The sequence below is a fragment of the Nitratireductor soli genome (assembly GCF_001050155.1).
In the GTDB taxonomy this organism is placed as follows: domain Bacteria; phylum Pseudomonadota; class Alphaproteobacteria; order Rhizobiales; family Rhizobiaceae; genus Nitratireductor; species Nitratireductor soli.
Window position 1 is genome coordinate 100,418 of the sequence record NZ_LFVY01000016.1, and the last position, 26,694, is coordinate 127,111.

Here is a 26,694-nt window from a genome sequence, read left to right on the forward strand (position 1 = left end):
CGCGGGGCGGCTTCGGCCGCTCCGCACCTTCCCAATCCCATCCACTCAGAGCCCGGCCCAGTGCCGGGCTCCTTTCGTTTCAGGAGCCTGATATGGCCGAATATCTCACCCGCTTCTCGTGCCTGCTCGACGTCGGCTCGGTCGCCAATGTCGCGCAGGCGTTCGACATCTACACCGCGCTGATGGCCGAGAACGGTCGCGAGGACCCGTCCGCCGAACCCTTCCTGCTCTCGCTCACGCCCGAGCATGGCGCGACGCGCCTCTGGCTTCGCGACCCCGGAACCGCCGATCCGCAATTGCTGGTCACCTTCGTCACCCGCTGCGCCGAGGCGTTCGCGCTCTCCGGCACCTGGGGGTTTCAATGGGCCGGCATTGCCTCGGACCCTGTCGTCGACGGTTTCTCCGGCGGCGCCCATCTGCTCGATCTCTCCACCGGCCGCACGATCAAGTGGATCAGCACCGACCGGTGGCTGGCTGAGGCAGGTGTGCGATGATTCCCGACCATGCGCGCGCCCGGCCTCACGGTCGGGCGCTTTTTTAATGTCAGCGGACGAGAGGGAGAGGACGGCCGGGACGGGTCGAGTCCGGGCGGTCGAGAGAGAGCGCCGACCGGGCTTGTCCCTTCCGCTCTCCCGAGGTTCCTCCCATGAACATCCTGCATCCCGTGGCCCTTCCGGCCGCGCCCGTCACCCGTGCATCCCCGATCCTCGCCGTGGCGCAACAGCTTCTCGATCATCTCGAACGCGGCCAGCACATCGACGCCGCGATCCTCCGTGCAGCCATGGAAGCAGCCTTCGGCGCATCCGACACCAGCGGCGCCTGGGACTGGAAGGCGGCCTATGAGGCATGCGAGGTCGCGACAGTCCTCTTCCTGCGCAAATACGGAAAGGCACTTTTCCGTAAGGCCGCATCTCCGGCTGCACGTTTCTCCGCTCTTGCAAAGATCGCCCGGCACCTGCCGACGCATACGCGGCGCTCGGAAGAATCGCAGGCGCTCCAGCAGTTCTCGACGCCGGCGCCGCTCGGCCTCGCCGCAGTGTTGGCCGCCTCCGTTGTCGCTGGCGATATCGTGCTGGAGCCCTCGGCTGGCACCGGCCTGCTCGCCGTCCTGGCCGAGATTTCAGGCGGAACGCTCCTCCTCAACGAGTTGGCCGAGACCCGTGCCGATCTTCTCGCAGCGCTGTTTCCGGCCGTTGCCGTCACCCGCTTCGACGCCGCCCAGATCGACGACCATCTCGCGCCGGGCACCACCCCCTCCGTCGTGCTGATGAACCCGCCATTCTCCGTCATGGCAAACGTCTCCGGCCGCGTGGGCGACGCCGCTTATCGCCATGTCGCCTCGGCGCTGGCCCGGCTCGCCGATGGCGGGCGGCTGGTGGCGATCACTGGCGCCAACTTCAGCCCCGACCATCCGGCTTGGGCCGCGGCCTTCGTCCGGCTTCAGGAGCGTGGCCGCATCGTCTTCACCGCGGCCGTCGACGGCTCAGTCTATGCCAAGCACGACACGACCATCGACACGCGGCTGACGGTCATTGACAAGCTGCCGGCCGACGATCGTTCGGCATTTCCCCTTTCGCCCGGCATCGCGCCGGACATCGAAACGCTGCTCGGCTGGATTGAGACGCAGGTTCCGCCGCGTCCGACTGCCACCCTCCCGCCAGTGACAACCTCGGCGTCCGCCGCGACGCCCCCCACCGTTCGCGGATACCTCGCGGGTACCGCTGCTGTACGTCCCGCCACGCCCGCGTCCATTGAGCCCGAAGGCGTCGAACTCGCCTATGAAACCGTGGACTGGACGCCCGCCGAAAACGGCCGGATCACCGACGCGATCTATGAAGAATACGGATTGCAGGCGATCCGTATTCCCGGTGCTCAGGCCCACCCGACCAAGCTGGTGCAATCCGTGGCGATGGCCTCGGTCGCGCCGCCCAGGCCGAGCTACCGGCCCCGGCTGCCCGCCAACATCGTTACCGAAGGGCTTCTCTCGGACGCCCAGCTCGAAACCATCATCTACGCCGGCGAGGCGCACTCCGACTTCCTCGCCGGGTCGTGGACGCTCGATGAGACCTTCGACGTCGTCTCGGCCGCACCCGAAGATGCGCCGAACGCCGTGCGGTTCCGCCGGGGCTTCATGCTTGGCGACGGCACCGGTGCGGGCAAGGGTCGCCAGTCGGCCGGCATCATCCTCGACAACTGGATGCGGGGGCGCCGCAAGGCGGTGTGGATCTCCAAATCCGACAAACTGCTGGAGGATGCGCAACGCGACTGGTCGGCGCTCGGCATGGAGCGGCTGCTGGTCACGCCGCTGTCGCGTTTCCCGCAGGGCAAGGACATCACGCTCTCGGAAGCCGTCCTATTCACCACCTATGCCACGCTACGGTCCGACGACCGCGGCGAGAAGCTTTCCCGCGTCAAGCAGATCGTCGAATGGTTGCGCTCCGACTTCGATGGAGTGATCATCTTCGACGAGAGCCACGCCATGCAGAATGCCGCCGGCGGCAAGGGCGAACGCGGCGACGTCGCCGCCTCGCAACAGGGCCGCGCGGGCCTGCGCCTCCAGCACGCGCTGCCGAATGCGCGCGTCGTCTATGTCTCGGCGACCGGCGCGACCACCGTCCACAATCTCGCCTACGCCCAGCGCCTCGGTCTCTGGGGCGGCGAGGACTTCCCGTTCTCCACCCGCGCCGAATTCGTCGAAGCGATCGAGGACGGCGGCGTGGCCGCGATGGAAGTGCTGGCCCGCGACCTGCGCTCACTCGGCCTCTACACGGCGCGGTCGCTTTCCTATGACGGCGTCGAATACGAACTGGTCGAGCACCAGCTAACCCCTGAGCAGACCGGCATTTACGATGTCTATGCCGGAGCCTTCGCCGTCATCCATAACAATCTCGACGCCGCAATGCAGGCCGCCAACATCACCGGCGACAGCGGCACGCTGAACCGGCAGGCCAAGTCCGCCGCACGCTCGGCCTTCGAATCCGCCAAGCAGCGCTTCTTCGGCCACCTCCTCACCAGCATGAAGACGCCGACCCTGATCCGGTCAATCGAGCAGGACCTGGCGGACGGCCATGCCGCCGTGATCCAGATCGTCTCGACCGGCGAGGCATTGATGGAACGCCGGCTCGCGGAGATCCCGACGGAAGAATGGAACGACGTCCGGGTGGACATCACCCCGCGCGAGTACGTTCTGGATTATCTCGCCCATTCCTTCCCGGTGCAGCTCTATGAGCCCTTCACCGACAGCGAGGGCAACCTGTCGTCGCGACCGGTGTTTCGCGACGGCCAGCCGGTCGAGAGCCGCGACGCCGTTGCCCGTCGTGACCGCCTGATCGAGAGGCTCGCTTCGCTGCCCCCGGTTCCCGGCGCGCTCGATCAGATCGTCCAGCGCTTCGGAACCGATGTCGTGGCTGAGGTGACAGGGCGCTCGCGCCGCATCGTCCGCAAGACCAGCCCCGGCGGCATCGACCGCCTTGCCGTGGAGAACCGCGCCGGATCGGCCAATCTCGCCGAGACTCAAGCGTTCATGGATGATCAGAAGCGTATCCTGATCTTCTCCGACGCCGGCGGCACCGGGCGCAGCTACCACGCCGATCTGTCGGCGCGGAACCAGCGGCTGCGCGTCCACTATCTGCTGGAGCCGGGGTGGAAAGCCGACGCCGCCATTCAGGGCCTGGGCCGCACCAACCGGACCAACCAGGCGCAGCCGCCGCTGTTCCGGCCGATCTCGACCGACGTGAAGGCCGAAAAGCGCTTCCTGTCGACCATCGCCCGCCGCCTCGACACGCTCGGCGCAATCACGCGCGGCCAGCGCCAGACTGGCGGCCAGGGCCTGTTCCGGCCCGAGGATAATCTGGAATCGCACTACGCCCGCGACGCCCTGCGGCAGCTCTACCTGCTGCTGGTGCGCGGCAAGGTCGACGGCTGCTCGCTCCAGATGTTCGAGGACGCCACCGGCCTCTCGCTGATGGATTCCACCGGCATCAAGGACGAACTGCCGCCGATCACCACCTTCCTGAACAGGCTGTTGGCACTGACCATCGACCTTCAGGGTGTCCTGTTCACCGCGTTCGAGCGGCTGTTGAACGCCAAGATCGAAGGCGCCATCGCTTCCGGCAGCTACGACGTCGGGCTGGAGGCGCTGCAGGCCGAGAGCTTCATCGTCACCGACCGCCGAACGATCCACGTCCATCCTGGCACCGGGGCCGAGGCTCGGCTGCTGACCATCACCCAGCGCCAGCGAAACCGTCCCGTGACGCTGGCCGAGGCGCTCGACCATCTCGATGATCCGGGCGCGAAGCTGCTGGTCAACGAGCGTTCGGGCCGCGCCGCCGTACAGGTCCCGACCACCAGCATCATGCTCGACGATGGCGAGATCGAACGGCGTGTCCGGCTGATCCGGCCGATGGAAACGCATAACATCCCCATCAAGATCATGGATGAGACCCATTGGGTGCAGGCGGAGCGGATCGCCTTCATTGCGGCATGGGATGCCGAGGCCGCCGAGGTGCCGGAGTATGCCGATAGCACTATCCATGTCGTCAGCGGGCTCTTGCTGCCGATCTGGAAGCGGCTGCCGAACGAGTCGACGCGGGTGTATCGGCTTCAGACCGATGACGGCGAGCGCATCGTCGGCCGCCGCGTCTCCCCGGCTTGGGTGGCTGGCGCGCTCGCGACCGGCACGTCAACCCTGACGCCCGACGACGCCTTCATGGCGCTGATGGACGGCAAGACCATCCTCGATCTGAGCGAGGGTCTTCAGCTTCGCCGCGTCCGGGTCATGGGCGCCAACCGCATCGAGCTGTCGGGCTTCACAGACGCCATGCGCGATCGCCTGCGGGCCTATGGCCTGTTTCACGAAATCATCTCGTGGAAGCTGCGGATGTTCGTGCCGACCGATACGACCGGCGCCGCTATCCTAGCCAAGGTGCTGGAGCGCTATCCCGTCGAGCGCGTCAGTGAGCGGGAGGCGGCGTGATGGCACGGCAGGACGCCTCCGAACTGGCAATCCGTCTCGGCCGGCAGGCCGAGGCGGTATGCCGCCACTACCTCTCTGCCGGCCACCGTGAGGGCCGCTACTGGCTGGTCGGCGATGTTCGCAACACGCCCGGCCGCTCGATGTTCGTGCGGCTGAAGGGTGGCGAGACCGGCAAGGGCGCCGCCGGCAAATGGACCGACGCCGCCACAGGCGAGCATGGCGATCTCCTCGACGTCATCCGCGAGAGCTGCGGCCTGGTCGACTTCAAGGACATCGCCGACGAGGCCCGGACCTTTCTCAGCCTGCCGCACCCCGAACCGGAGCCAAGCTCTACCCGGCGCACACCGGCGTCGGCGCCATCAGGATCACCGGAAGCGGCACGGCGGCTCTTCGCAATGGCGCAGCCAATTTCCGGCACACTCGTAAAGACGTATCTCCGCACACGCGGCATTACGGATTTGCACGGAACCGGAAGCCTGCGCTTCCATCCCCATTGCTATTACCGTCCCGACGAACATTCCCCGATGGAGACCTGGCCGGCGATGATCGCATCCGTCACCGATCTCGCCGGGCGTCAGACCGGCGCGCACCGCACCTGGCTCGCTCCCGACGGCTCGGACAAGGCTCCGATCGACACGCCGAGACGGGCGATGGGCGATCTGCTGGGGCATGCCGTTCGCTTCGCTGTGGCGGGCGAAGTGATGGCGGCGGGCGAAGGCATCGAAACGATGCTGTCGCTCAGGATGGCGCTGCCCACCATGCCGATGGCGGCGGCGCTTTCGGCGGCGCGTCTCTCGGCCATCCTGTTCCCCGACACGCTGCGCCGACTCTACATCGCCCGCGACAATGATCCGGCCGGCGACGGCGCGATGGCGACCTTGATCGAACGGGCGAACTCGGCCGGGATCGAGGCGGTCGTGGTGTCTCCAGCCTTAAGCGACTTCAACGAGGATCTCCGCCTGACGGGGCTGGATAGCCTCCGGGCAGCGGTCCGCGTGCAGATCGCGCCCCAAGACGTCGCACGCTTCATGGCGCTGGTGGCATAGACCGCGAGGAGAATGCAGGCGGCGGGAGCGCCGTCGTCGACATCGCTCGAATGATCCCAGGTCGGAGAGAACCGCGTCCCCGGCCTTCGAGAGGGCGATCGGCCAGCAAACGGCCCGGACCCGTAACGTCTGCGGCGGACTATTTTCCGGCGGCCCTGCGGGCCTTTCCATCGCGAGGCAAAATAGCCCGCCTTCGCCATCCTCCGCTGCGCTCCGGCCCTCCGCTTCGCTGCGGATGCAGGTCCGGCCCGCCCGCCGGCTTTCGTCGCCATGAAGGCCGCGAGGGTCGCGGTCGAACCGACGGAGCATCCCGATGAGCGAGCACGACGACCACGAACCGCACCACGCCTCTTCCCCCACCGACCACGTCCTCAGCGAACTACAGCTCTACGGCTACCGTCCCTTCACGGATGAACCCGATCCCCGACCGCTTCCGGAGGGCGACCATGTCGCCGGCGCCATCGCCGACATCTTCGACGCCCTGATTGCCACCCTGGAAGACACCCGCCTCGAGCCCGACCTCGACGATCTCCTCTGGTCGACGGTCAACGTCTTCCACCGGGCTACCGACCGGATCGAGCGCGAACTGGACGACAATGAACAGGCGCAGCGCCGCGGCCAGCGCGAACAGGACGGCAGCGAAGTGAAGGCCGTCGAGCTGGAGCGCCTGACGGCCGAGGGCCAGACCATGATCGAACGCCGCAACGCCTTCGAGCTGATGCGCGACCAGGCCGCCGAACACTATGAGCGCCACACCGGCTCGAACTGGCGTCCCCGCCGCGGATCGATGGTCAACCATCGCAATATGACCTCAGCGATGATTGACAGCCGGGACTTCCTCGCCGCCAAGAAGCGAGCCGACAACGAGGTGCTGCTACCCGCCGGTCCGAAGATCGCCTTCACCGGCGGGCTCGACTTCAACGATCACCACCTAATCTGGGCCAAGCTCGATCAGGTCCACGCCAAACACCCCGACATGGTGCTGTTGCACGGCAAGTCCCCCAAGGGCGCCGAGAAGATCGCGGCCAAATGGGCCGACGCCCGCAAGGTGCCGCAGGTCGGCTTCGCCCCCGACTGGACGAAACATGCCAAGGCCGCACCGTTCAAGCGCAACGATCAGATGCTCGACGTCCTGCCGATCGGGGTCATCGTCTTCCCCGGCACGGGCATCCAGGACAATCTCGCCGACAAGGCGAAGAAGCTCGGCATCCCAGTCTGGAAGTTCGCAACGGGCGGCGCTTGAGCGCCGCTACTGCTAAATCTCGCAAAGGCGGCTATTGTCTTCTCAGCAAAGTATTCGAGGAACGGGCTGGCATGCTCACAATTACTCATCCAGAAATATTCCCCGAACTTGTAAGCTTTCCTGGAGGCCTCTGGCCCCTGCGTTTACCCGAGGAAGAGGCTACAAGACTGATCATCAAGTGCCCAAAAGAGTACATGCTGGCAGCAAAGGTAAAGCGTGAATTTCGCTTCTATCTAGTACCGCTCACAGCAGACGGCTCATCCTCTTATGGGCTCGTAACGGCCTTCTTCGACGACCACGACGAGCCGTTGACATTCTGGTCTCCGCTGTTCGACGACCAGATGACCATCGACATCAGACAGCTGCTTTCGTCCGATCACTTTAAGATCCATTTTCTCGACGAGCATAATCGTGAACTGCTGGGCTATTCCGCGAAGAATGATGACGCCCCCCGCTTTCGGGCATTCGCTGAAACCATGAACTTCTTGCCGTTCTCATTTCATCTAGCGAGGAACTTTCTTGATCAGATGCCTGATTGGTTCGGCCGTAGGACAACGTTGGACGACGAGCAGTCATTTGCGATCCATCTCCAAGAGCCTCTATTTCCGGAAGATCTCTATATCTCGGACGTCCGACCCGAAGTGAACTCGTATCATGGCAAGAAAACCAACATGCACACGGTCCTAGAGCGTGATGATGCCGGTCACTTCAGTGAACTCGACATCGTTCATGCCCTACATCGGACATTCGCGAGCGACCAGATCTATCTAAATCCGATCAGGCCCGACGACGGGAAGGAGTTTGTAGATGTCCTTGTCATCACAGCATCTGCCATCCTGCTCATTCAAGCGAAGGACAGCCCGAACACGGAGCGTGCATTGCAAAGATCTATTGAACGTAAAAAATCCACCGTTGTCTCCCATCTTACGAAGGCGACGGCTCAATTGCGCGGCTCTATTTCATATGCGCAACAGAACCACTCTCTTACGTTTCTCACGAATGGCATTGTTCACAAAATCGATGTTGGACGCCGCGAGATTATTGGTCTGATTGTGGTCAAAGAACTCTTCATGAATGAATTTTCGGTTTATACACCACCAGTTATGGGAATATTCGACGATACCGGCATTCCATGCTTCGTCTTGGACTACCCAGAACTTCACAACTATACGCTTCATCTCCGAACAGAGGACGCGTTCATTGGGGCGCTTGAGCAGGTATTCAAGGTCGCTCGCGAACGCGGTGAATTCCCGCGACTTCGATTCGGTCTGACACCCTCCTCCTGAGAACGCGTCGCCATCAACCGCCCTCTATGCGCTGATCCTTGGTCCAGCCACTGGCCTGGCGCCATCAACCCGTAAAGGGTCGGACTACGCAAAGCGTGCCGCCGCTTCAGCTTCGCCTGCGCGGTGATTGCGGCCATTGGCCGGACACATCGGGCGCCTGTCGCGCGGGAGATGGTCTCCCGCCTCCAAGACAGGAGCCGGTCAAATGTCCCTCAATCAAGCTCACGCGTTCGCCTTCAGCCTCGCTACCACCCTCATGGTTTCAATCATCATCTTCCAGGCCGGCGACGGCACCATGGGCGTCATGCCCGCCGGCGAATATGACGGCGAAGCCGCCGCCATTGTTCATGAGGTCGATCCCTTCGCCCGCTGATCGCGGGCAAGGCGGCACGGCCGCAAGCGGGAACCCTGCGGGATTTCCGCTCCCGTCCCGCCTTCTCTTCGGCTATACTGGCAACGCGCCGTGGTGGTGGTGGAGGCGCAACCGTCAGACCTTTATCTCGCGGAGAACACCACCATGATCTTCATCAGTATCCTCGCCAGCATCGCCGCGATCGGCGGCCTGTGCTGGCTGTTGTTCACCCTGGCTGTCTTCGCGTTGCCGTTCTTCGCGGGCGCTAGCGCCGGGACATGGGCCTATCAGACTGGCGCCGGCTGGCTCGGTGCAATCATCGTCGGCTTTGGCGCCGCCGCACTGACGCTCGGGCTCGGGCAGTTCCTGCTCGCCTTTATCCGTCCGCTCTGGATGCGTCTTGCGATCGCACTCGCCTTCGTCGCGCCCGCGGCGCTCGCCGGCTACCACGCGACGCACGGCATCGTGAAACACACCATGCCCTCCGACACCTGGCAGATCATCTTCTCCGTCATCGGCGCGGTCGCGGTCGGCATCACCGCCTTCGTGCGGATCGCGGGGATGGCGGCGGCCACGGGTCCGTCCGGCCGGGACCTTGCGCGGACCTGACAGGTGTTATCGCCATTGCGAAGGCCAGACGTGCGGTGGGCGGCGACCGCCCACGCCGCCTGAGGCCGATGATGGAAGCGCGGGGTGCGGAACGACGCCAGGTCCCGGCAAACGGCCTTCGTTACAGCGCTAGAGTGGCAGGACCTTGTTTCCGCGACAGACCGAAGAACCGGCGCGGCGATCTCCCAGTTGTTGGTGGAGGGTCAGGATGCAGCGCCGATGTTCTGGCCGGCAGGAAACGAAGCCGATGAGCATCGCCGCGACGCCGGTCTGCCGGTGCGGGATGGCCGCCATTTTCTCCGTTCTCTGACCGTGCCTCAACCGCTCCAAACTGCCTCTTCAATGGCCTGATCTGGCCGAACGCCGGCTGACGCCTCGATCGCCTATGACGCAACAGCGGCGTCAAACTTTCTTCCCCTGCCGGCTGCGCCGTCATTCCTCTCGAGACAAGAAAGCCCTCCTTGGCTGTCAGGCCCCTACGGGGTGCGCCGTCGATCGCGTCCGGCCTGCCGATCGCCATCGAGGCCGCAATGGTGCGGGCTCGGGAACGGAAAACGGAGATTTACAATGGCGACCATCGGCACCTTCAAGAAGACCGGCTCGAACGAATTCACCGGCGAAATCGTCACCCTCAGCGTCCAGGCAAAGAACGTGCGCATCGTCCCCGAGGCCCGCGCTACGGGTGAGAACGCCCCCAGCCACCGCGTCTTCGTGGGCCGCGCCGAGATCGGCGCCGCCTGGTCCAAGACCTCCAACGAAGGGCGCGCCTATCTGGGCCTGAAGCTCGACGATCCCAGCTTCAACGCCCCGATCTACGCTAACCTCTTCGACGACGAGGAAGGCGAGACCCTCTCGCTCATCTGGTCCCGTCCCAACGGCCGCCGGGGCGACTGAGGCCCTGCGCGACGCCCCGGCCGGAAGGCCGGGGCCTCGGCTTTGCTGCGACCGAATCAGTTGCGATGTCGGCGGCCTGACAGAGGGTAAATAAGCACTTCCGACTGGAATACGCTGCCAAGAACGACTATTATAGTCGTAGTTTTGGCGTACGCGTAGGTCCGTGTGGGAGGTGATCATGCATGATCACCGCCCGACAGTTTCGGGCCGCACGCGCGTTGCTGGGTTGGACACAGGAGACGCTCGCTGACAAGGCCCGGGTCTCATTGACCGCGCTCAAACGCCTCGAATCCACCAGTGGCCTCGAGGTTTTTGAGAGCACGCGCGATGAGGTGAGACGGGCTTTCGAACGCGCCGGCATTGTCTTCCTGAACTCCGATCAGGGCAAGGGAGTGCTGCTCGTTGATGCGAAGAAGGAAACCTGACGTTCGACAGGTCGCGGCGTTGCCACCTCGTCCCGCGTCAAGGCCATGCGTCATCGTTCCGATCAAAACACGGTTAACAATCTCCTCCAGTTTGGATACATCTCGCGATCGGGGGATGTTGTGACCAAAGTCGATTTTCTTGATCAGCCGCCGGCCGGGGCGGCATTGACCGCCTATGACGAGGCGCATCTGAAGCTGTACGTCCGGCTGCTGGATGCCGACGCTGAAAATGCCGACTGGCGTGAAGTCGTCGAAGTCCTCTTCGGCCTCGATGCCAAAGCCGAACCGGAGCGCGCTCAGCGCATCTACACCAGCCATCTCGATCGCGCGAAATGGATGACGAAGAGCGGCTTTTGCGAGCTGCTCCAGGGCCGCCTGCACTGAGGTGATGCGTAAACCGCATCACGTTGCGGCCACTTCGTTCTTCCCGCGCTCCGCTCAACCCGGAATCGTATCCACTGCAAAACTCGCGTTGCACAACCTTGCGCGGAGGCAGTGGAGAATGTCCGAGGATGAAAGTTGGCGGTCCGAAGCCGCCTATGACTATATCGACAAGTTGACCCCCAGCGATCTCGCCTGGGAGTTCCTGCGTCGTAACCCTGAATACAGAAAATCCTATCAGGAACTGGTAGCGGTCGGGCGGTTGACCGAGGACATTGCGCGTGAGTTCGCCGAGCAATGGGGCTTGCGATTTCGTCGCCGACCCTCGCAACTCGGCGCTCATCCAGCCGATCTTCTGGACCCCGCAAACCGATCCCGCGACACTCCCGTTCACCGTCGGACCGAACCCGGCGGGAGAACTCCGCCTCCGCGTTGAGGATCTGCACGCCCATGCCGCCATCGAGCATGACCCTAGTCTGATCCGGCTCGTATTGCGCGGCGAACCCCACGACGTCGCCCTGATCGGCGTCGATGATGCCCGCCCCCTTGGTGCGTTCATCATATTCGATGAGCTGACGCCCGACCGGCTGACCGCGGTCGAACGCCTCTGGCACGCTATGTTCGGCAAGCGCGTGCCGCCCGATCCACGCCTGACGCCACAAAGACGTCAGCGCGCCCGCCAGATGCTGCGCGCCATCGACGCGCGCGCGAGCGGCGCCATCTACCGCACCGTCGCCGAGCATCTCTTCCCCCAGCACAAGATTGACGCAGCATCCTGGGTCGGCGACCCGATCCGGGAGGTCACCATCCGTCTCGCCCGCGACGGCATGAAGCTCGTTCGCGGCGGCTATCGGACATTGCTGCGCCGCCCACGCCGGGATCGCTGATACCGGTTCGCGTGTCGATTTTAGCATCTTACTTCGACATCGTCCGGGGCGCCGTCTTCGCGCCACCGTGCTCGCAACCCGCCGCTTATTCGAAGCGGCCGCCCGCGAGACCACGGAGGTGCGATCATGGCCGAAAGAGCCGCCAATTTACCGCCACGCTACCTGAGAACGCAGGAGGCGGCGCGCTTCCTCGGCCTTTCCGAACGCACCCTTGAGAAGCATCGGACCTACGGGACCGGTCCGATCTACCGCAAGCTCGGCGGCCGCGTGGTCTATTCCGTCGACGACCTTCAGGCCTGGGCGGATCGCGGTCTCGTCACCTCCACGTCCGATCCGCGGGGCGGTACTGTTTTACCGGCCAAGCGCCAAACAGCCTCGACCGCCGCCGGCGGACGCTTCCCGCGCTGAGGTGGCCGGCCGTGTCGTCCCGCCACACCCAATACGATGAGCGCGCCCAACTCGATCTGTTCCGGGCGCTGCCCGGCGATCTCGCGCCCCGCGATGCGCAGGATCTCATGGCCTACCCGTTCTTTTCGCTCGCCAAGTCGAAGCGTCTGGCGCCGATAGCCTTCAAGGCTGGCTCGGTGAAAATCCGCGTCGAGGCTGTGCCCGAGCACGGCATGGCGACGATCTGGGACGCGGACGTCTTGATCTGGGCAGCCTCGCAGATCGTTGAGGCGCGCGACGTCGGCCTGCGCCCATCGCGCCTAATGGCGACCACCCCCTATGAGATCCTGAACTTCATCGGACGCGGCGTGTCGTTGCGCGACTACGACCGCCTCAAGGCCGCGCTCGACCGGCTGCAATCGACCACGGTCGCGACCTCAATCCGCCAGCCGACCGAGCGGCGGATGCACCGCTTCTCCTGGATCAATGAATGGAAGGAGCGCGCCGATCACCGCGGCCGTCCGCTCGGTCTCGAACTGATCCTCCCCGACTGGTTCTATGGTGCCGTCCTCGACGACGCGCTCGTGCTGACGATCGACCGCAAATACTTCGATCTTACCGGCGGGCTTGAGCGCTGGCTCTACCGCCTGGTGCGCAAGCACGGCGGTCGCCAAGAGTTCGGCTGGAGCTTTGACTTCCCACATCTGCACGCCAAGTCGGGCAGCCTCTCGCCGCTCAAGCACTTCGCCTACGACCTGCGCGACATCGTCCGTCGCCAGCCGCTGCCGGGCTACCGGCTCACCATCGAGCAATGCCTCGGCGGTCCCGAAATCCTGTCCTTCATACCCACCGATCCCGACGCGCTGGGCATCCCGCGCCGCCGCCGTCGTTCGACAACTCGCCCTGGGGATAAGCTGTGAATAGTCTCGTGCTATCAGGGACCGGCACCATCGTGCCATCAGGGACCGGACTCTCGTGCTATCGGGGACCGGAATCGGCGATTCCTCGCGCTGAATCAGCAGCTTGCGAGCCCCGTAACTTATCTAACCTAGATTCCTTCGGAATCTTTCTAACGCAAACCCGTTTTTCGGCCGCTGTGGACGAGTCCCCGATCGCCGGGAGACTGTCATGATCGTCGCGCTCCTCAACCAGAAGGGCGGCGTCGGCAAGACGACGCTGGCGCTGCATCTCGCCGGCGAATGGGCGCGAGGCGGGAAGCGCGTCACGCTGATCGACGCCGATCCGCAAGGCTCGGCACTGGACTGGTCGCAGCAGCGCAGCCGGGAGGGATTGCAGCGGCTCTTCGGTGTCGTCGGCCTGGCGCGCGACACGCTCCACCGCGAAGCGCCCGAGCTGGCCCGTGACGCCGACCATGTCGTCATCGACGGACCGCCACGCGTCGCCGGCCTGATGCGCTCGGCGCTGCTCGCCGCCGATCTCGTGTTGATCCCCGTGCAGCCGTCGCCGCTCGACGGCTGGGCCACGGCCGAGATGCTCACGCTGCTCGGCGAAGCGCGCATCTACCGCCCCGCGCTTGCCGCTCGCTTCGTGCTGAACCGCTGCGCGGCGCGCACGGTGCTGGCGCGCGAAACCGCAGAGACGCTCGCGGATCACGACCCGCCATTGCTGGCGACGACCATCGGTCAGCGCATCGTCTTCGCCGATGTCGTGCAGACCGGACGGATCGCTGCCGAACAGGACGAGGATTGTCCCGCTGCGCGCGAGATCGCCGCGCTCGCGGCCGAGGTGATGAGGATCGGCGCATGAGCGAACGATCCCCCAAGCGCAGCTTCGCATCCCGGCCCGGTGATCCAGAGAGCTGGATCAAGGCGCCCGATCGCCAGACCCGGCAACCTCAAAACGCCGACGACTTCTCGGCCAGGCTGACCATCGACGTCACTGCCGACATGCGCGGCCGGATCAAGATCGCGGCCTTCCAGCGCGGCCAGACGGTCGCCGACATGCTGCGCGCGCTGTTCGAGCGCGAATTCCCACCATCCCAAGGAGACGCCCCATGACCGGCCTTGCCGCCGCATCTACGCGCGCCGGCCGCGCGCCTCACGCGCCGCCGGAGGACCTCACCCAGGTCGAACTCGTCTGGGTAGAAAAGCAGGTCGAGCACTGGATCCGCTTCGGCCGCAAGGTCCGCGAACAGGTGCTCGACCGCCGCCGCCGCATCCTCTTCTTCCCTCCCGGCGCGACCTTCGCGCTGGTGCGCTGGGCCGCGAACGAGCACGGCACAGTGCTCTCTCGGCTCGACATTCTACGCGCCGTCGGCCCCGGCGATGCCTGCCAGACTATCCCGACCGTGACGCCCGGCGGCGACATCCTGCTACGTGTCGATGGCTGGCGACAAGTGGAGCGCATGCTCCAGCACATCGACGCGATCGAGTCGGTCGGCATCGATCCGCTTGAGGTCGCGCCCGATCATTGGCGGCACGTCCACAATCGCTTTGCCGTCGGCGAGACTCCCCGCGCCTACACGATGCAGCGCCATCGCGCCTTCCTTCTCCGCCGAGAGATTGGCGCGTGAGCCGGCTCGGCTACGCCATCACCACGACGGCCGCCGTGTCGTTGCTGGGTATTCTGTCGCTCGTTTCCTTCGCGCCGAAGCTGATCTGGAACGCGTCGGCCAGCACGCCGATCGGGCTCTACGCCATCGAACCCGATCCATCCCCGGACGTCACCGATCTGGTCGCCTTGCGCGCGCCCGAGCCGCTCGCGAGCTTCCTCGCCGAGGGCGGCTATCTCCCGCGCGGCGTTCCTCTGATGAAGCGCGTGGTGGCGCTTCCTGGCCAACGGGTTTGCAGGACTGGCCTCGCGATCACCGTCGACGCCGTGCCGATGGGCGAGGCGCTCGAACGTGATCGCCGAGGCAATCCGCTGCCCGTCTGGCAGGGCTGCCGCGTCGTGGCTGAAGGCGAGCTGTTCCTGATGAACTGGGAAGTCCGCGACAGCCTCGACGGTCGCTACTTCGGACCACTGCCCGCCTCCGCCGTGATCGGCCGGGCCATCCCCCTCTACACCGACGAGGACGGCGATGGCCGCTTCGTCTGGCGCGCGCCGACGCGGTGACGACGTGCCCATTCCCAATCTCACCGCAATCCCAAGGAGGAAATCATGTCCCTGATCGGTCAATTCACACGTGACGATGGTGGCTTCATCGGCCATTTGCAGACGCTCCTACTGCACCAGGACATCATCATCATTCCGGTCGAGTCGTCTGACGCCGAGAATGCGCCGGATTTCCGCGTGCACGTCTTCGACAGTATGAACAACGAACCCCGAGCCGAACTCGGCGCGGGTTGGAAGCGCACCGGCGAGAAGGCCGGAGACTACGTCGCGCTGCAGCTTGATGATCCATGCTTTCCGCAGCCGATCCGCGCTAACCTGTTTCAATCGGCCGACGACAAATCGGCCTGGGGCCTGCACTGGAACCGCCCGCCCAAGCGCGGCGAGCGGGACTGAGCGATGCCGGCCCGCTGCCATCACGCTGTCGTCGGACGGTTTTCCACCGTCCGACACACAGCCTTCCTCCTCCTTTCCGGCCTGTTTACCGGCCTGTCGTCGACCGTGCCGGCCGCCGCACAAGACGCATCGGTGGAGCGCGCATTACCTAGCGATCCCTATGCCGGTCATATCGCCGACGCAGCGCGCCGGTTCGGCATTCCGGAGGCGTGGATTCGGGCCGTCATGCGCGTCGAAAGCCGCGGTGATGTGCGCGCGATCTCACCCAAGGGCGCGATAGGGCTGATGCAGATCATGCCAGCGACGTGGGGCGATTTGCGCGCTCGCCATGGTCTCGGCGGCGATCCATACGACCCACGCGACAACATCATGGCGGGCGCTGCGTATCTGCGCGAGATGCACGATCGCTACGGTTCGCCTGGCTTTCTCGCGGCCTATAATGCCGGTCCCGGGCGCTATGAGGAATATCGCGCCACCGGTCGCCCTTTGCCGGCCGAAACGCGCGCCTATGTCGCCGCTCTCGCACCGATCATCGGCGGCGACGATCTTTCTGCCAGGGTAACAGTGGCGACCGCGGATCCGCTCGCCTGGACCCGTGCGCCGCTCTTCATCGTGCAGGTGGACAGCAGGCCGAGTGCAGATCAACAGCAGACCGACAGCGATCCAGTTGCACCACCCGCGCCGGAGTCCGTGCGCGCTCCAACGCCGCGATCGGATGGTCTGTTCGTGACCCGAACCGACAGTGCGGGGCCGCGATGATGGGCTTCGCACTCCCTGCGGCATACTCGGGTTCTGGCGTGGAATTGGCGTCAGAAGTGGGAAGAGCAGTCACCACAACCGCACGATGGCAGGATAAAGGGCCGCGATGTGCGGCCTTGTGCGGTTGTGGTTTTTCAAGGGGTTATGGCGCGTTTACGCGAGGTGCGCCTGATCGACGCAGCCTGCGCGCGCGGCGCTTTCCCAACGATTTCCTCGGCTTTGCGCGATGTGCGGGGCCACGCCCATGAGCGCCGAGGACGATTTCCGCATCCGGCCCGGCCGCATCCGTTCGACGCGCGCCCAGCAGGCCAGACCCTTCATCGCGCAGGCGCTCGCCGCCGCGCAGAAGGCCGGCGGCGCGGTATCCCGGCAAGGAAGGATCGGGCCCGGCAATCGCTCCCGGTTCGGCCGCGGCCAGCGCGCGGCTGTGCAGGCCAACCGGCTGCTGACCGCCCGCTCGCGGGGCGCCGTCGTCAAGGCGCGGGTCGTGCGCCAGGACGGACGCAGCGCGCCGCTCGGCACCCACCTCAATTATCTCCGCCGCGAAGGCGTGACCCGGAACGGAGAGAAGGCCCGCCTGTTCGGTCCCGGCGGGGATGACGCCGATCCGAAGGCGTTCGCGGAGCGGTGCGAGGATGACCGGCATCACTTCCGTTTCATCGTGTCGCCCGACGACGCGGTGGAGATGGCCGACCTCAAGGGCTTCACCCGTGAGCTGGTCGGGCAGATGGAGAAGGATCTGGCTACCCGCCTCGACTGGGTCGCCGTCGATCACTGGAACACCGAGCATCCCCATGTCCATCTGATCGTGCGCGGCGTGCGCGATGACGGCGAGAACCTCGTCATCTCCCGCGACTACATCAAGGACGGCATGCGCGACCGGGCACGCGATCTCATCACCCAGGAGTTGGGGCCGCGCACCGATCTGGAAATCCGTCGCACCATTGAGCGGCAGGTCGGGTCCGAGCGCTGGACTGATCTCGATCGTCAGCTCGCGCGCGACGCCTACAGGACCGGTGTCGTCGACCTCGCGCCACATCCGGACCGGCAGCCCGATGAATTCCATGCCCTGAAGGTCGGGCGGCTGCGCAAGCTCGAAGGTCTCGGCCTCGCCGACGAGATCGGTCCCGGTCAATGGACGATCTCGGAGAAGGCCGAGGCGACGCTGCGCGAGCTTGGCGCGCGTGGCGATATCATCAAGCGCATGCACCGCGCGCTGACCGACCGCGGCATCGAGCGCGGCGCGGCAAGCTATGTGCTTGCCGGCGAAAGCCTGAACGACCCCACTGTCGGCCGGCTGGTGACGCGAGGCCTCGACGACGAACTCAAGGGCACGGCCTATGCCGTGGTCGACGGGGTCGACGGCCGAACCCACCACATCAAGCTGCCTGATCTCGAGGCCGCCGGCGACAGCGCGTCGGGTTCGATCGTCGAGCTGCGCAGGTTCGACGATGCACGGGGGCAGCGGCGTGTCGCGCTTGCCATCCGCTCGGATCTCGACATCTCCGCCCAGGTCACCGCGACCGGCGCGACCTGGCTCGACCGGCAGGCGGTATCCCGCGACCCGGTGGCGCTTGGCGGTGGCGGGTTCGGTGCCGAGGTCCGGGACGCGATGGACCGCCGCGCCGAACATCTGATCGAGCAGCGCCTGGCCGAGCGCCACGGCCGCAGCGTCATCTTCTCCCGCAACCTCATCGACACGCTGCGTCAGCGCGAGGTCGAAGCGCTCGGGGCGAAGCTCGCGGCCGAGACCGGGCGTCCGTTCGCCAAGGCGGGGACCGGGGAATATGTCGTCGGCGTTTATCGGCAGCGCATCGCTCTCGCGTCGGGCCGCTTCGCCATGATCGACGACGGCCTCGGTTTCCAGCTCGTGCCTTGGTCCCCGTCCCTCGAACGCCAGCTCGGTCAGCACGTCTCCGGCGTCTCTCGCGGCGCTAGCGGCGTCGACTGGAGCTTCGGCCGCAACCGCGGCCTCGGCAGGTGATCTTGATACGCGAGGCTCCGACGCCCTTCGTCGCAACGTCGCCGCTGGCTGGGGCGAGCACGTGGGCGTCAGCCGCGGGGCTGAACAATGCGTTTCATCACGTCCCAAATGCGACGATCGCTCGCTTGCGTGACGTTGAAGCGCAAATATTCCGATGCGCTTTCGGAGACGCTGAAGACGTTCCCGGGGGCCAGAACAATGTTCTGATCAAGCGCCTGTCGCGCGACATCGGCGGTGTCCACTCCTGTCGGAAGGCGGCACCAGAGATAAAACCCTCCGCGCGGCATCAGCCAGGGCTCTATCCCGAGTTCCTGCAGCTTGCCAGCAACCTCCCGCCGGGCGCGCACCAGCCGCAAGCGAATCTCGTCCATGTGCTTGCGATAACCCCCGCTCGTCAGCACGTTGGAAACTAGTTCGGTCGCAACGGGACTTGGGCCACCGAAACTGATGGCAACCTGGAGATCGACGAGATCGTCGATCCAGTCCCGCCTCGCGGCGATATACCCACATCGCACCGAGGCGGACAGTGTTTTGGAGAAGCTGCCGATCCGAATGACCCGGTTCAAACCGTCGAGTGCTGCGAGCCTCGGCGACGGCTCAGGCTCAAAGTCCGCGAAAATCTCATCCTCGACGATGATCATGTCATGAACGGTCGCGGCGTTCAGAATCCGATGCGCGGTTTGCGCGGTCAGTGTGGCGCCGGTTGGGTTATGGAGCGCAGAATTCGTGATGTAGAGACGCGGCCGTTCGGCCGCGAGAATGGCCTCGAACTGCGCGACATCTGGGCCTGATGCCGTGTACGGGACGCCAATCACATTTGCTTGGTGCGCCCGCAGAAGAGCTCGAAAATTGAAATAACAAGGATCATCGACAAGCACTGTGCTGCCAGGGCGCAACAGGAAACGGCAGACCAGATCGATTGCCTGAGTGCCCGACGCTGTCAGCAAGATTTGGTCAGGCGTCGCCTCAACCCCGTCCTCCGCGAAGCGCGTTAGCAATAATCGACGCAGCGCCAGAGATCCGCGTGTCCCACCGTAATCGGTGAGAATGCTTTCCTCCGAGCGCGCCAATGACCGGAATGCGCGCCGGAGTGCCTCCCCGAGCATCCAGTCCGACGGCAGCCAGCCGCAGCCGGGCTTCAGGACCGAGTCGTCCGCATCGAGAGACTGCCGCGACACCCAAAATGGATCGACCGTGCGGTCCCGCTTGCCGTCGACTTCCGCAAGCGCGAGCGGAGGCAACGTAGGCCCAGAAATGTAAAAGCCTGAACCTCGGCGAGCGCGCACCAATCCCTCTGCTGCGAGCCTGTCATAGGCTTCCACCACGGTGGACGGCGAGACGTCCATACTCGTCGCGAGACTCCGGATGGAAGGCAGACGGTCGCCGGTCGCGTAGGCGCGGCTCGCCACCTTGGCGCGAATGGCGTTCATCACCTCTGTTGTCTTCAAACCAGCACGGTCAACCATTTGACGATCCACTTGTAGTACGATGGGGATTGTATGGCACTTTGTAGCCATACAGATTGCCACAATTGTATTGTACTGTCCCTGTTCCGCACGACAACCGGGTTGCTACCCTGTGAGTTCCGAACTTCGAGGGGCTTATGGATAAGACAGCATCAGGATGGGGCAGCGGGCTCCTTGGCGTCATCATTTTTAGCGGCTCACTGCCCGCCACGCGCGTTGCGGTCGCCGACTTCTCGCCGATGTTTCTCACCTCCGCACGCGCCGTGATCGCCGCCCTGCTGGGTGCAGTCTTCCTGCTCGCGCTTCGTCAGGCACGACCGGTGCGCAACGACATCTTGCCGCTGGCACTGGTGGCAATTGGCGGTGTCGTGGGCTTTCCACTGCTGACGGCGCTTGCCCTACAACATATCACGGCGGCCCACTCCATCGTCTTTATCGGATTGCTTCCGCTCGCGACCGCGATATTCGGCGTCGTGCGCGGCGGCGAGCGGCCGAAGCCCGCTTTCTGGCTATTTTCCGTCGCAGGAGCTGCGGCCGTCGCCGGCTTTGCGCTCTACGGAAGCAATGGTGGGACGCTGGCGGGCGACCTGCTGATGATCGCCGCCATTCTGGTGTGCGGGCTCGGCTACGCGGAGGGAGCCACGCTTTCGCGTCGCCTTGGTGGATGGCAGGTCATTTCGTGGGCGCTGCTGCTTTCCTTGCCGATCATGGCGGTGATCGCCCTGTTCACCTGGCCCCACGTATGGGCCAATGTTGGCGTCCCCGCCTGGATCGGCCTCGCCTACGTCTCGATCTTCAGCATGATGGTTGGATTCATCTTCTGGTATCGCGGCCTTGCGCTAGGCGGCATCGCGGGCGTCGGCCAGTTGCAGCTCCTACAACCCTTTTTCGGATTCCTGCTGGCCGCGATCTTCCTTGGCGAACCAATCGTCTGGACCATGATCGCTTCAACTGTCGTTGTCGTTCTGTGCGTGGCTGGGGCCAAGCGCTTCACCTGACAGCCCCGCTAGAATCTAGTGCGCAGGTACGACGATGTCGGCCGTTTGCTTGGCGAGCGATACTCGCGGAGGGCGGCCGTGATGGATAGAGGATTGAGCACGGTCTACTGCATCCGCTGAACTTGACATGCTAAAGGAACTGCCCTCCGCGGCCACACGCTATAGCTTCGTGCCCTGCGACATTTGGGAGGTTCGACCGCGGCATCCGCGCCTGACACCCTGATCTTTCGGCCATGACCCGCCTTTGTGTATCCATATAGCGCCGTTGGTACGACGCGGACAATTTTTGCTTGCGGCAGCAAAACCGGGCGCCGAGCGTGACGCTATTTGCTCGGAAGCTTGGTGCATGTCCGCGACGAAAATCCTCTGGGGCCAGATCCTCACCGTCTTCATGATCGTGCTTTTCACGATCTGGGCGGCTACGGAGTGGACGGCCTATCGGCTCGGTTTCCAACCCCAGCTCGGCCCGCCGTGGTTCGAGCTTGCTGGCTGGCCGATCTACTATCCGCCAACCTTCTTCTGGTGGTGGTATTTCTACGATGCTTATGCGCCGCCGATCTTCGTCGAGGGCGCCTATATCGCGGCGTCCGGCGGCTTCATATCTATCGCGGTGGCGATCGGCATGTCCGTCTGGCGGGCACGTGAAGCGAAGAACGTCGAGACCTACGGCTCGGCACGCTGGGCGCGGGATGACGAGGTAAAAGCCGCCGGCCTGCTCGGCCCCGATGGCGTGGTGCTCGGCAAGCTCGATCGCGACTATCTGCGCCATGATGGTCCGGAGCATGTGCTGTGCTTCGCGCCGACCCGCTCCGGCAAGGGCGTGGGCCTCGTCGTGCCTTCACTGCTGACCTGGCCAGGCTCCGCCATTGTCCATGACATCAAGGGCGAGAACTGGACGCTCACGGCGGGCTTCCGATCGCGACATGGCCGCGTGCTGCTGTTCGATCCGACCAATCCCAAGTCGGCCGCTTACAATCCGCTGCTCGAGGTGCGCCGTGGTGAGTGGGAGGTCCGCGACGTGCAGAACATCGCCGACATCCTAGTCGATCCGGAAGGATCGCTCGAGAAGCGCAATCACTGGGAAAAAACCAGTCACGCGCTGCTGGTCGGCGCGATCCTCCACGTCCTCTACGCCGAGGCCGACAAGACGCTCGCCGGCGTCGTCGCCTTCCTCTCCGATCCAAAGCGGCCGATCGAGTCAACGCTGGCGGCGATGATGAAGACCGCGCATCTCGGCGAAGCGGGTCCGCATCCCGTCATCGCCAGCGCCGCGCGCGAGCTGCTCAATAAATCGGACAACGAGCGCAGCGGCGTGCTCTCGACGGCGATGTCGTTTCTCGGCCTCTATCGCGATCCCGTCGTCGCCGAAGTGACGCGGCGCTGCGACTGGCGCATCGCCGACATCGTCGGCGGCAAGCGGCCGTCGACGCTTTACCTCGTGGTGCCGCCCTCGGACATGAACCGGACCAAGCCGCTGATCCGCCTGATCCTCAATCAGGTCGGCCGACGTCTCACCGAGGACTTGCACGCCAAGGGCAACCGGTATCGACTGCTCCTCATGCTCGACGAGTTTCCGGCGCTCGGACGACTCGACTTCTTCGAGTCCGCGCTGGCGTTCATGGCCGGCTACGGCCTGAAGAGCTTCCTGATCGCCCAGTCTCTCAACCAGATCGAGAAGGCTTATGGGCCGAACAATTCGATCCTCGACAACTGCCATGTCCGCGTCAGCTTCGCGACTAACGACGAGCGGACTGCCAAGCGTGTGTCGGATGCGCTCGGCACCGCGACCGAGATGCGGGCGATGAAGAACTATGCCGGCCACCGGCTTTCACCTTGGCTCGGCCACATGATGGTGTCTCGATCGGAAACAGCCAGGCAGTTGCTCACGCCCGGCGAGATCATGCAGCTTCCGCCCTCCGACGAAATAGTCATGGTCGCGGGCACCCCGCCGATCCGGGCCAAGAAGGCACGTTATTACGAAGATCGTCGGTTTGAGGAACGGGTGCGGCCGCCACCCACGATAGCGAAGTCGGATACCGTCTCGACCGACGACTGGAGCAAACTGGCATTGCCGCCCTCGCCAGAGATCCTGACAGCGGCGACGGGAGCTAATCCAGACGAGGAGGACACGACCGATTCCGAGCGCCGCCGCCAGCCCGAGCTGAGCCGCGTGCAGCCAATCACCAAAGTCGCGCCGATCGAGAACGAGTTCGAGATTGACCCGGCGGACGATGCTGATGACGACGCTGCGCGTCTCGGCCGCATGAACCAGAACATGCGACAGGTCGCGCGCCAGGCTTCGCTCGACCCGGGCGACGGCATCGAGCTTTAGGAGAGCCGCGATGACGAAGCCCCCGAAGAAGCAGCGTCTCTCCGTCTATCTCGAGCCCGAGGTCATGAAAGCTCTCGCTGCGCACGCGGCCCGGCGCGGTCATTCGCTGTCACTAGTAGCCGAGGCCGGCATTGCATCCTTCCTGTCGCCCGACGCTGCGGAACGTCAGGAGGCGGCGATCACCAAGCGCCTCGACCAGATCGACCGGCGCATGACCCGCGTGGAGCGCGACATCGGTATCTCCGTCGAGACGCTGGCGATCTTCGTCCGCTTCTGGCTGACCACGACTCCGGCCCTGCCAGAGCCTGCCGCTCAGGCCGCTCGGGCCAAGGCCGGCGAGCGATATGACGCCTTCATCGCAGCTCTGGGACGCCGACTCGCAAGCGGGCCGAAGCTCCGGCAGGAAATTTCGGAAGATGTCGGAGACCCATCTTAGTCTATGGCCGAATGCAAAAGGTCGTTCGAATCCCCGCCGCCCCGCCACACACCGCCGATTCCCACATACAATAGCCTATGTGCCACCGATCACCGCACGCCACCAAGTTGGTGTGACGAACGCCCACGCCACAGTCTTGTAAACCTGACGACTGGAGATGATCGCGTCCGGCCGGAAGCGGACTTCGGTATCTCCCGCAGCGAAAGTCCGTTTCGAGCCCATTTTGTCGACCGCTGCAGCATCAACGAATGGCACGCCAAGCTTCAGGCAATCAAACACCAAGAGAAGCTGCCGAAGCGGCTCACGCAACTTTTCGCCTTCCCCTCAGGCAACTTTATATCGATTGACAGCAATATTGCTATTGGGCAATATGAAGCCCTTGGAAAGGGTCTGATTCATGACACTCAATGAAACATTTGTCGCGCTAAGCGACCCAACACGCCGCGCGATACTCGCGCAACTCGTCCTCGGCGAGGCCACGGTTTCTGCACTGGCAGAGCCGCACCGGCTTGCCCAACCGACGATCTCCAAACACCTCAAGGTCTTGGAGCAGGCCGGTCTCATCGAGACACGCATAGATGCGCAATCACGACCAAGGCGGCTCCGCCCCGAAGGGCTGAAACTGATTGACGACTGGCTAACCCCCTTTCGCGCGCAGTGGGAGCGAAGGCTGGATCGGCTTGAAGAGTTTGTGGAACAGCAACACGATATGGAGTCAAAGAAATGACCTCAACTGGCCGATTTGAATTGGACAAGGATGGTAATCGCCTGATCTTGCGGCGAACAGTGAAGACCTCGGCAGAAAAGCTATTCGACGCTTGGACAAAGCCCGAACAGGTCTCCAAATGGTGGGATCCCTCGGGCCACAATCTTGTCGCCTGCGTGATAGACCTTCGGGTAGGCGGTGGTTTCAGCTTCGTTAATGAGGGGTTCGAGGATCATCCATTCGAAGGAACATACACTGAAATTTCCCGCCCCCAGCGGATCGTGTTCAGCGCTATGGGTGCCGAGGGCTCGGTGCTGCTCGAAGAGGACGGCGCGACTACGCATATGATCGTCGAGATGAAATGCGGCTCCCGCGAACAGCTTGAACAGTTCGTCAAAATGGGAATCGGAGACGGGACGGCAAAATCTCTCGACAATCTTGTGGCCTTTATCCGGGACGGTATTCTGTGATCCGGGAAAGGCAATACCTGCTTTGGGCTGGCGTCATCGCAGGCCCGCTGTTCTATTTGGTCGTTCTGGTACAGATCCCACTAAAGACCGGGTTTTCCATCTGGGAACACCCCGTCAGCCTGCTGGCGCTTGGACCCGGCGGTTGGGTGCAGGCGGTTAATTTCGCGATAACCGGCCTGCTCTTCCTGCTGGCGGGGCTGGGTATGTTCGGGATCGAAAGGCGACGCTTGCACGCAGCGCTCATCGTCTTGTCCGGTATTGGTCTGGTCGTGGTTGCCATTAATCCGTCGGATCCGTTCAAGGGATTTCCACCCGAAGTGGCTTCTGTGCCTGAACTGACGATGAGCCGTCACGCCATGTTGCACGGACTGGGATTCCTGCTTTGCTTTGGGAGCCTTCTTCTGACAGCGCTATGGACGGCTATACAGGGTTCGGTATTGAAGGACATCGCCAGTGCCGCGCCTGCCGCATTCACATGTGTCACGGTCATCGCGTTGATATGGATCGGCTTTGCCAATCCTGACCTAAACAGCGAGAGCTTCTTTCTCGCGGGGATCATTGCGTTCGGATGGTTTTCGGTATTGTGCAGGACGACAAGCATGCGAGGGAGAACGGCGTGATGAACAAGCCCGATAATCCTGCAGCACATCTGGCCGAGCTGCCGCCCGAACTCGGTAGCGAAGCTGGGTTCCGATCCAAGGATGCGCTGATCGGCCGCATTCTTCAACTGACGCGGCTTATCTGGGTATATACCCGAAGCCGCGCTGGTGACACCGCGCGCCCCTTCTTTGCATTCGCCGTGAGGGTCGATTATTGATCGTTGAACCGCCCATCCTGGAGCGCCCCTTTCTGCGGATGGATTCGAAGGCGCTGCATCGATCAAGCGGTCGCAGCGAAAGTCTTCAATGTTTGCATTGCAGACCTTCAGCTTCTGAGCAGCGAAGCTCCGCAATCCGTCCATAGCCACTCGCTCTCGCCTCGATTTGGGAGGGCTATGGCGTATGTGTAGTTCTCCGCTTCATCGGCTTTGGCCCGCCATCCTGTTTCCGTAACCAGCCGTTTTCCACTCGGAAGCCACACCATGTTTGCTCTCGGAAGAAAGTCATGGCTCTTCGCCGGATCGGATCGTGGTGCTGATCGTGCCGCCTTCATGGCGACCCTGATCATGACCGCCAAGCTCAATGACATAGACCCGCAGGCATGACTCGCCGACGTTCTCGCCAACATTGCCGACACGCCGATCAGCAGGCTGGAGCAAGTGCTGCCGTGGAACTGGATACCAAAGACGCTGAACGCTCAGGCGGCATAATCTGCGCTCCACACTGGATGCCGACACCCCTTGCCGGGTGGCTACCTCATAGGCCGACCTTATTGCTGAGCAGCCAAGCCTTATAATCCGCAAGATCGGTCGAGCGCACACCACTTGTGCGGGGCTATTTGGTCCTACCACGGTAAGGACAGGACAATGACGACGACGCTTCGAAACTATCATGCCCGGATGCAACGGGTCCTAGCCCGTCTTATGCACGACGGAAGGCTAGCGGGTTGGCGGATGTAGCATAAGCGATTGATTTAGCGTAGGATTCGGTT

30 protein-coding genes and 1 pseudogene are annotated in these 26,694 nt (G+C 63.9%); 29 read left to right on the forward strand and 2 right to left on the reverse strand.

Going from position 1 to position 26,694, the window contains the following annotated elements:
• Positions 1-92 precede the first annotated feature (92 nt).
• From AB843_RS19445 to AB843_RS19535, 21 genes are all read left to right on the forward strand, one after another.
• A complete protein-coding gene (locus tag AB843_RS19445) occupies positions 93-494 on the forward strand; it encodes a hypothetical protein (protein ID WP_048648549.1) in 402 nt (133 codons plus the stop codon).
• Between the two features lie 152 nt (positions 495-646).
• Positions 647-4,975, forward strand: coding sequence for a strawberry notch family protein (locus tag AB843_RS19450; protein ID WP_048648550.1), 4,329 nt, complete (start codon positions 647-649; stop codon positions 4,973-4,975).
• Positions 4,975-6,021 (forward strand): DUF7146 domain-containing protein, encoded by a 1,047-nt coding sequence (locus AB843_RS19455; protein WP_048648551.1) that lies wholly within the window; start codon positions 4,975-4,977, stop codon positions 6,019-6,021. The genes AB843_RS19450 and AB843_RS19455 overlap by 1 nt, the downstream gene beginning before the upstream one ends.
• A gap of 313 nt (positions 6,022-6,334) precedes the next feature.
• Positions 6,335-7,264, forward strand: coding sequence for a DUF2493 domain-containing protein (locus AB843_RS19460; protein WP_048648552.1), 930 nt, complete (start codon positions 6,335-6,337; stop codon positions 7,262-7,264).
• A gap of 71 nt (positions 7,265-7,335) precedes the next feature.
• Complete coding sequence (locus AB843_RS19465; RefSeq protein WP_048648553.1) at positions 7,336-8,550, forward strand: hypothetical protein; 1,215 nt, start codon at positions 7,336-7,338, stop codon at positions 8,548-8,550.
• 205 nt (positions 8,551-8,755) lie between these two features.
• Positions 8,756-8,923, forward strand: coding sequence for a hypothetical protein (locus AB843_RS25925; RefSeq protein ID WP_164481562.1), 168 nt, complete (start codon positions 8,756-8,758; stop codon positions 8,921-8,923).
• Between the two features lie 144 nt (positions 8,924-9,067).
• A complete protein-coding gene (locus tag AB843_RS19470) occupies positions 9,068-9,511 on the forward strand; it encodes a hypothetical protein (RefSeq protein WP_048648590.1) in 444 nt (147 codons plus the stop codon).
• Positions 9,512-10,078: 567 nt separating this feature from the next.
• Positions 10,079-10,405, forward strand: coding sequence for a DUF736 domain-containing protein (locus tag AB843_RS19475; RefSeq protein ID WP_048648554.1), 327 nt, complete (start codon positions 10,079-10,081; stop codon positions 10,403-10,405).
• 182 nt (positions 10,406-10,587) lie between these two features.
• Entirely contained in the window at positions 10,588-10,830 is a 243-nt protein-coding gene (locus AB843_RS19480) for a helix-turn-helix domain-containing protein (protein ID WP_024021493.1), read from the forward strand.
• A gap of 120 nt (positions 10,831-10,950) precedes the next feature.
• A complete protein-coding gene (locus AB843_RS19485) occupies positions 10,951-11,214 on the forward strand; it encodes a DNA -binding domain-containing protein (RefSeq protein ID WP_048648555.1) in 264 nt (87 codons plus the stop codon).
• Positions 11,215-11,332: 118 nt separating this feature from the next.
• On the forward strand, positions 11,333-11,647 hold the full coding sequence (locus AB843_RS26210) for a transcriptional regulator domain-containing protein (RefSeq protein ID WP_244468032.1): 315 nt from the start codon (positions 11,333-11,335) through the stop codon (positions 11,645-11,647).
• A 4-nt stretch (positions 11,648-11,651) separates the two neighbouring features.
• Positions 11,652-12,098, forward strand: coding sequence for a DUF2285 domain-containing protein (locus tag AB843_RS19490; protein ID WP_048648591.1), 447 nt, complete (start codon positions 11,652-11,654; stop codon positions 12,096-12,098).
• Between the two features lie 126 nt (positions 12,099-12,224).
• Positions 12,225-12,506: a helix-turn-helix transcriptional regulator gene (locus AB843_RS19495; RefSeq protein ID WP_048648556.1), complete on the forward strand. Its 282-nt coding sequence runs from the start codon at positions 12,225-12,227 to the stop codon at positions 12,504-12,506.
• Between the two features lie 11 nt (positions 12,507-12,517).
• The gene (locus AB843_RS19500; RefSeq protein WP_048648557.1) at positions 12,518-13,405 is read left to right on the forward strand and encodes a replication initiator protein A; all 888 of its coding nucleotides are present in this window, start codon (positions 12,518-12,520) and stop codon (positions 13,403-13,405) included.
• 208 nt (positions 13,406-13,613) lie between these two features.
• A complete protein-coding gene (parA, locus tag AB843_RS19505; protein ID WP_048648558.1) occupies positions 13,614-14,252 on the forward strand; it encodes a ParA family partition ATPase in 639 nt (212 codons plus the stop codon).
• Positions 14,249-14,503: a hypothetical protein gene (locus AB843_RS19510; RefSeq protein ID WP_048648559.1), complete on the forward strand. Its 255-nt coding sequence runs from the start codon at positions 14,249-14,251 to the stop codon at positions 14,501-14,503. The genes parA and AB843_RS19510 overlap by 4 nt, the downstream gene beginning before the upstream one ends.
• A complete protein-coding gene (locus AB843_RS19515; RefSeq protein WP_048648560.1) occupies positions 14,500-15,018 on the forward strand; it encodes a DUF2840 domain-containing protein in 519 nt (172 codons plus the stop codon). Before AB843_RS19510 ends, AB843_RS19515 begins: the two co-directional genes overlap by 4 nt.
• Complete coding sequence (locus tag AB843_RS19520) at positions 15,015-15,560, forward strand: S26 family signal peptidase (protein WP_048648561.1); 546 nt, start codon at positions 15,015-15,017, stop codon at positions 15,558-15,560. Before AB843_RS19515 ends, AB843_RS19520 begins: the two co-directional genes overlap by 4 nt.
• Positions 15,561-15,605: 45 nt before the next feature.
• A complete protein-coding gene (locus tag AB843_RS19525) occupies positions 15,606-15,953 on the forward strand; it encodes a DUF736 domain-containing protein (protein ID WP_048648562.1) in 348 nt (115 codons plus the stop codon).
• Positions 15,954-15,956: 3 nt separating this feature from the next.
• Positions 15,957-16,712 carry a lytic transglycosylase domain-containing protein gene (locus AB843_RS19530; RefSeq protein WP_048648563.1) on the forward strand — a complete coding sequence of 252 codons (756 nt, stop codon included), beginning with the start codon at positions 15,957-15,959 and terminating at the stop codon, positions 16,710-16,712.
• 244 nt (positions 16,713-16,956) lie between these two features.
• The gene (locus AB843_RS19535; RefSeq protein WP_048648564.1) at positions 16,957-18,696 is read left to right on the forward strand and encodes a relaxase/mobilization nuclease domain-containing protein; all 1,740 of its coding nucleotides are present in this window, start codon (positions 16,957-16,959) and stop codon (positions 18,694-18,696) included.
• A gap of 68 nt (positions 18,697-18,764) precedes the next feature.
• Here the strand turns inward: AB843_RS19535 and AB843_RS19540 are convergent, their stop codons facing one another.
• On the reverse strand, positions 18,765-20,162 hold the full coding sequence (locus AB843_RS19540; RefSeq protein ID WP_087587150.1) for an aminotransferase-like domain-containing protein: 1,398 nt from the start codon (positions 20,160-20,162) through the stop codon (positions 18,765-18,767).
• 137 nt (positions 20,163-20,299) lie between these two features.
• On the opposite strand from AB843_RS19540, the gene AB843_RS19545 reads away from it, so the two are divergent.
• The 3 genes from AB843_RS19545 to AB843_RS19555 all read left to right on the forward strand — a co-directional run bounded on the left by AB843_RS19545 (position 20,300) and on the right by AB843_RS19555 (position 23,928).
• A complete protein-coding gene (locus AB843_RS19545) occupies positions 20,300-21,160 on the forward strand; it encodes a DMT family transporter (protein ID WP_048648565.1) in 861 nt (286 codons plus the stop codon).
• Between the two features lie 346 nt (positions 21,161-21,506).
• Positions 21,507-23,492, forward strand: a complete 1,986-nt coding sequence (locus AB843_RS19550) for a conjugal transfer protein TraG (RefSeq protein ID WP_048648566.1) — start codon at positions 21,507-21,509, stop codon at positions 23,490-23,492.
• A 10-nt stretch (positions 23,493-23,502) separates the two neighbouring features.
• The gene (locus AB843_RS19555; RefSeq protein WP_048648567.1) at positions 23,503-23,928 is read left to right on the forward strand and encodes a hypothetical protein; all 426 of its coding nucleotides are present in this window, start codon (positions 23,503-23,505) and stop codon (positions 23,926-23,928) included.
• 75 nt (positions 23,929-24,003) lie between these two features.
• Here the strand turns inward: AB843_RS19555 and AB843_RS25715 are convergent, their stop codons facing one another.
• A complete protein-coding gene (locus AB843_RS25715; RefSeq protein ID WP_157384558.1) occupies positions 24,004-24,237 on the reverse strand; it encodes a hypothetical protein in 234 nt (77 codons plus the stop codon).
• A gap of 88 nt (positions 24,238-24,325) precedes the next feature.
• On the opposite strand from AB843_RS25715, the gene AB843_RS19560 reads away from it, so the two are divergent.
• From AB843_RS19560 to AB843_RS25120, 5 genes and pseudogenes are all read left to right on the forward strand, one after another.
• The gene (locus AB843_RS19560) at positions 24,326-24,655 is read left to right on the forward strand and encodes an ArsR/SmtB family transcription factor (RefSeq protein WP_048648568.1); all 330 of its coding nucleotides are present in this window, start codon (positions 24,326-24,328) and stop codon (positions 24,653-24,655) included.
• On the forward strand, positions 24,652-25,104 hold the full coding sequence (locus AB843_RS19565) for an SRPBCC family protein (RefSeq protein ID WP_048648569.1): 453 nt from the start codon (positions 24,652-24,654) through the stop codon (positions 25,102-25,104). Before AB843_RS19560 ends, AB843_RS19565 begins: the two co-directional genes overlap by 4 nt.
• On the forward strand, positions 25,101-25,724 hold the full coding sequence (locus tag AB843_RS19570; RefSeq protein ID WP_048648570.1) for a DUF998 domain-containing protein: 624 nt from the start codon (positions 25,101-25,103) through the stop codon (positions 25,722-25,724). Before AB843_RS19565 ends, AB843_RS19570 begins: the two co-directional genes overlap by 4 nt.
• The gene (locus AB843_RS19575; RefSeq protein ID WP_048648571.1) at positions 25,724-25,921 is read left to right on the forward strand and encodes a hypothetical protein; all 198 of its coding nucleotides are present in this window, start codon (positions 25,724-25,726) and stop codon (positions 25,919-25,921) included. The genes AB843_RS19570 and AB843_RS19575 overlap by 1 nt, the downstream gene beginning before the upstream one ends.
• Before the next feature lie 270 nt (positions 25,922-26,191).
• Positions 26,192-26,413 (forward strand): annotated as a pseudogene (locus AB843_RS25120) (transposase domain-containing protein); the annotation flags it as partial.
• Between the last annotated feature and the right edge of the window lie 281 nt (positions 26,414-26,694).